We start from the raw sequence: 4,827 nt of genomic DNA on the forward strand, positions 1-4,827 counted from the left end.
GTTGGAGGACCGGGGTGTGTCGGTCTTCCTGGAGCTGGGCCCGGACGGTGTGCTGACCGGGATGGCCCAGTCGAGTGTGGCGTCCGAGGACGCGGCGCTGGTGGCGTCGGTACGCCGGGGCCGGCCGGAACCTGCCTCGGTGGTGGCCGCGCTGGCGCGGCTGCACGTGACCGGGCTGTCGGTGGACTGGAAGGCGTTCTTCGCCGGGACCGGCGCCCGCCGTGTCGATCTGCCGACGTACGCCTTCCAGCACGAGCGCTACTGGATCGACACCCAGGAGTACCTGGCCAACTCGTGGTTCGGCGGCGGGCTGGGCGACGTGGCGTCCGCGGGTCTCGCGGCGGCTGAACACCCCATGCTCGGAGCCGTCGTTCCGTCGCCCGATTCGGATGTGATCACGTTCACGGGTCGGCTGGCGTCGGGTACGCATGCCTGGATCGTGGACCACGACGTGCTGGGCAGTGTGCTGTTGCCGGGCACGGGCTTCGTCGAGCTGGCCATCCGGGCGGGTGACCAGGTGGGCTGCGGGGTGCTGGAGGAACTCGCGCTGCAGGCCCCGTTGATCCTCCCGGCGCGGGGCGGCGTTCAGATCCAGGTCGTGGTGGGTGCCGCGGACGCGTCCGGGCGGCGTTCGGTGTCGGTGTACTCCCGCTCCGAGGATCAGCCGGATCTGCCGTGGACGCTGCATGCCGATGGTGTGCTGGCCGAGGAGGTGCCGGCGGTCGCGTCGTTCGATCTGTCCGAGTGGCCGCCGGTCGGTGCGACGGAGATCGGTGTCGAGGGTGCGTACGAGGGCCTGGCGGAGATCGGGTATCACTACGGTCCGGTGTTCCAGGGTCTGAAGGCGGCCTGGCGGCGCGGCGAGGAGCTGTTCGCCGAGGTGGCGCTGCCCGAGCACGCCCACGCCGACGCCGAGCGGTTCGGTATCCATCCCGCGCTGCTCGACGCCGCCATGCACGTCGGACTGATCGACGGAACCGACGGCGGCGACCCCGTGCTGCCCTTCGTGTGGAACCAGGTCCGGCTGCACGCGGTCGGCGCTTCGACCGTCCGCGTGCGCCTCAGCCACCCGAACCGGGAGAGCCTGACGCTGGACGTCGCGGACGCGACGGGCCGGCCTGTCGTCTCCGTCGGATCGGTCGTCGGACGCCCTGTCTCGGCCGAGCAGTTGAACACCACCGGTGTCGAATCGCTCTACCACATCGAGTGGAGCGTCCTGTCCGGCAACGAATCCGCCGAGACCGAGTGGACCCCCTGGGAGGCGCTGCCCGCCGAAGGCCCCGTTCCCGGCATCGTCGCCTTCGAGTGCGCGGCCCCCGAGGGCGATGTGCCCACCGCCGTCCACGCGCTGGCGAATCGCACGCTTGAGGTGGTGCAGCAGTGGCTGGCCGACGACCGCTGCGCGGAGGCGACCCTGGTGCTGGTCACCAGGAACGCCGTGGCCACCGGTGACGGCGTACCGGTGGATGTGCGGCAGGCTCCGGTGTGGGGTCTGGTGCGCGCCGCGCAGGCGGAGAACCCCGGTCAGTTCGTGCTGGTGGACCTGGACGAGCCCGCCGGGTCGTTCGCCGGTCTCGGTCGGGCGCTGGCCTCGGCCGAGCCGGAGCTGGCGGTCCGTGACGGGAAGGTGCTGGTGCCGCGTCTCGCCCGGGTGGCCCTGCCCGAAGGGGCCGGCGTACCGGCGATCGACCCCGACGGCACGGTGCTGGTCACCGGCGGTACCGGTGGTCTGGGGGCGCGCGTCGCCAGGCATCTGGTGACCGAGTACGGCGTCCGGCACCTGCTGCTGACCAGCCGCCGCGGCCTGGACGCGCCCGGCGCCGTCGAGTTCCAGGCCGAGCTGGCCGAGCTGGGGGCCGAGGCCGTCGTCGCCGCCTGCGACGTGTCCGACCGTGCGGCCCTGGCCGAACTGTTGGCCGGCACACCCGCCGAGCACCCGCTGACCGCGGTCGTGCACGTGGCGGGAGTCGCGGACAACGGCATGGTCGGTGCGCTGACACCCGAGCGGATGGATGCCGTGCTGACGCCCAAGGCGGACGCCGCGTGGCACTTGCACGAACTGACTCGGGACCTCGACCTGGCCGCGTTCATCATGTTCTCCTCGGCGGGTGGACTGGTTCTCGCCGCGGGACAGGCGAACTACGCGGCGGCCAACGTCTTCCTGGACGCCCTGGCGCAGCACCGCCGCGCGGAGGGGCTGCCCGCCACCTCGATGGCCTTCGGCCTGTGGGGTGTGCACACCGGCATGACGCGGATGCTCGACCTGGTCGAGCAGCGTATGCAGGCCCAGGGCCTTCCCGCGCTGCCGCCCGAGCTCGGTCTCGCGCTGTTCGACGCGGCGCTCCGCTCGGGAGCGCCCGCACTGGTTCCTCTGCTGGTGGAGGCGTCGGTGCTGCGCGGGCGTGGAGAGGAGATCCCTCCTCTGCTGCGCGGCCTGGTGCGGGTGCCGGTGCGGCAGGTCGCGCGTGCCGCGGCCGGTTCCGGCGCGGCCGGGATCGAGCAGCGGCTGGCCGGTCTGGATGTGGCCGAGCGTGAGCGGTTCCTGCTCGACCTGGTACGCGGACAGGTGGCCGCGGTGCTCGGACACGCTTCCGCGGACGCCGTCGAACCCGACCGGGCGTTCCAGGAACTGGGATTCGACTCGCTGGCCGCGGTGGAGCTGCGCAACCAGCTGGGCTCCGTGACCGGAATACGGCTGCCGGCGACCCTGGTCTTCGACTACCCGACCGCCCAGGCGGTGGCCGACCACATCGCCGCGTCCCTGACCGGCCCGGTGTCCGCCCCGGCGAGCACCGTGGCGATTCCCGCGACCGGCGCCGATTCGACCACCGACCCGATCGTCATCGTCGGGATGGCCTGCCGGTACCCGGGCGGCGTGACGACGCCCGAGGAGCTGTGGCGCCTCGTCGACGGGGGAGTGGACGTCATCTCGGACTTTCCGGCCGACCGTGGCTGGGACGAGAGCGTCTACGACCCGGAGCCGGGCAAGCCGGGCAAGACCTACGCCCGTGAGGGTGGCTTCCTCTACGACGCCGCGGAGTTCGACGCCGGCTTCTTCGGGATCAGCCCCAACGAGGCGCTGATGATGGACCCGCAGCAGCGGCTGCTGCTGGAGACCGCCTGGGAGGCCGTCGAACGAGCCGGGATCGCCCCCACGTCGCTGAAGGGCACCTCGACCGGTGTCTTCGCGGGGGTCATGTACCACGACTACGGCTTGGGCGTGGAGGCCGCGGCCAGCAGCGGCGGCAGCCTCGTCTCGGGTCGGACGTCCTATGTGATGGGCCTGGAGGGTCCCTCGGTCACCATCGACACCGCGTGCTCGTCGTCTCTGGTGTCGCTGCACCTGGCGACGCAGTCGCTGCGTTCGGGCGAGTGCTCGCTGGCGCTGGCCGGCGGTGTCGCGGTGATGGGTACACCAGGCATGTTCGTCGAGTTCAGCCGACAGCGTGGCCTCGCACCGGACGGCCGGTCGAAGTCGTTCGCCGCCGCGGCCGACGGAGTCGCCTGGGCCGAGGGCGTCGGCATGCTGCTGCTGGAGCGGTTGTCCGACGCCCGGCGCAACGGGCATCCGGTGCTGGCGGTGGTGCGTGGGTCCGCGGTGAACCAGGATGGTGCGTCCAACGGTCTGACGGCGCCGAACGGTCCGTCGCAGCAGCGGGTGATCCGGCAGGCGCTGGCGAACGCCGGTCTGTCGACGGCGGATGTGGATGTGGTCGAGGCGCACGGCACCGGCACCACGCTGGGTGACCCGATCGAAGCCCAGGCGTTGTTGGCGACCTACGGTCAGGACCGTCCCGAGGGCCGGCCGCTGTGGCTGGGCTCGATCAAGTCCAACATGGGCCACGCTCAGGCTGCGTCGGGCGTTGCCTCCGTGATCAAGATGGTGGAGGCCATGCGGCACGGTGTGCTGCCGCGGACCCTGCACGTGGATGCGCCGTCGCCGCAGGTGGACTGGAGCGAGGGCAGCGTCGAACTGCTGACGGAGGCACGTGACTGGGTGCCGAACGGCGAGCTCCGTCGAGCGGGTGTCTCCTCGTTCGGTATCAGTGGGACGAATGCGCATGTGATCGTCGAGGAGGTGCCGGCGGAGGTGCCGGCGGAGGCGGTGCCGACGGGTGCGGTACCGGTGGTGCCGTGGGTGGTGTCGGGTAAGACGCCGGCCGCGCTGGCGGCGCAGGCGCGGCGGTTGCTGTCGTTCGTGGAGGCCGGCGCCGGGCTGGATCCGCGAGATGTGGCGTTCTCCCTCCTCACCACTCGATCGGCCCTGAACCACCGTGCGGCGGTGGTGGGCGGTGACCGGGAGGAGTTGCTGCGGGGCCTGTCCGCGTTGGCGGCGGGGGAGCCGGGTGCCGGTGTGGTGTCGGGTCATGCCCGGCGTGCTGGCCGGTCGGCGTTCCTGTTCACGGGGCAGGGTGCTCAGCGCATCGGTATGGGGCGTGAGTTGCACGAGGCGTTCCCCGTCTTCGCCGACGCCTTCGATGCTGTGGTGGCGGAGTTGGATTCGCACCTGGACCGTTCGCTGCGTGAGGTGATCTGGGGCGAGGACCAGGAACTGCTGAACCGGACCGGATACGCCCAGCCGGCGTTGTTCGCGGTCGAGGTGGCGTTGTTCCGCCTGGTCGAGTCGTGGGGTGTGCGCCCCGACTTTGTGGCCGGGCATTCGATCGGTGAGCTGGCCGCCGCGCATGTCGCCGACGTGTTGTCGCTCGCGGATGCCGCGAAGCTGGTCGCCGCGCGCGGCCGGCTGATGCAGGCGCTGCCCGCCGGTGGGGCGATGGTGGCGGTGCAGGCTTCCGAGGACGAGGTTGTTCCGTTGCTCACCGGTGA

1 pseudogene is annotated in these 4,827 nt (G+C 71.7%); it reads left to right on the forward strand.

Going from position 1 to position 4,827, the window contains the following annotated elements:
* Position 1: 1 nt before the first annotated feature.
* Positions 2–4,827, forward strand: a pseudogene (locus ABZ990_RS31065) (type I polyketide synthase); the annotation flags it as partial.

This window comes from Streptomyces sp. NPDC046203 (genome assembly GCF_040646255.1).
Taxonomy (GTDB): Bacteria; Actinomycetota; Actinomycetes; order Streptomycetales; family Streptomycetaceae; genus Streptomyces.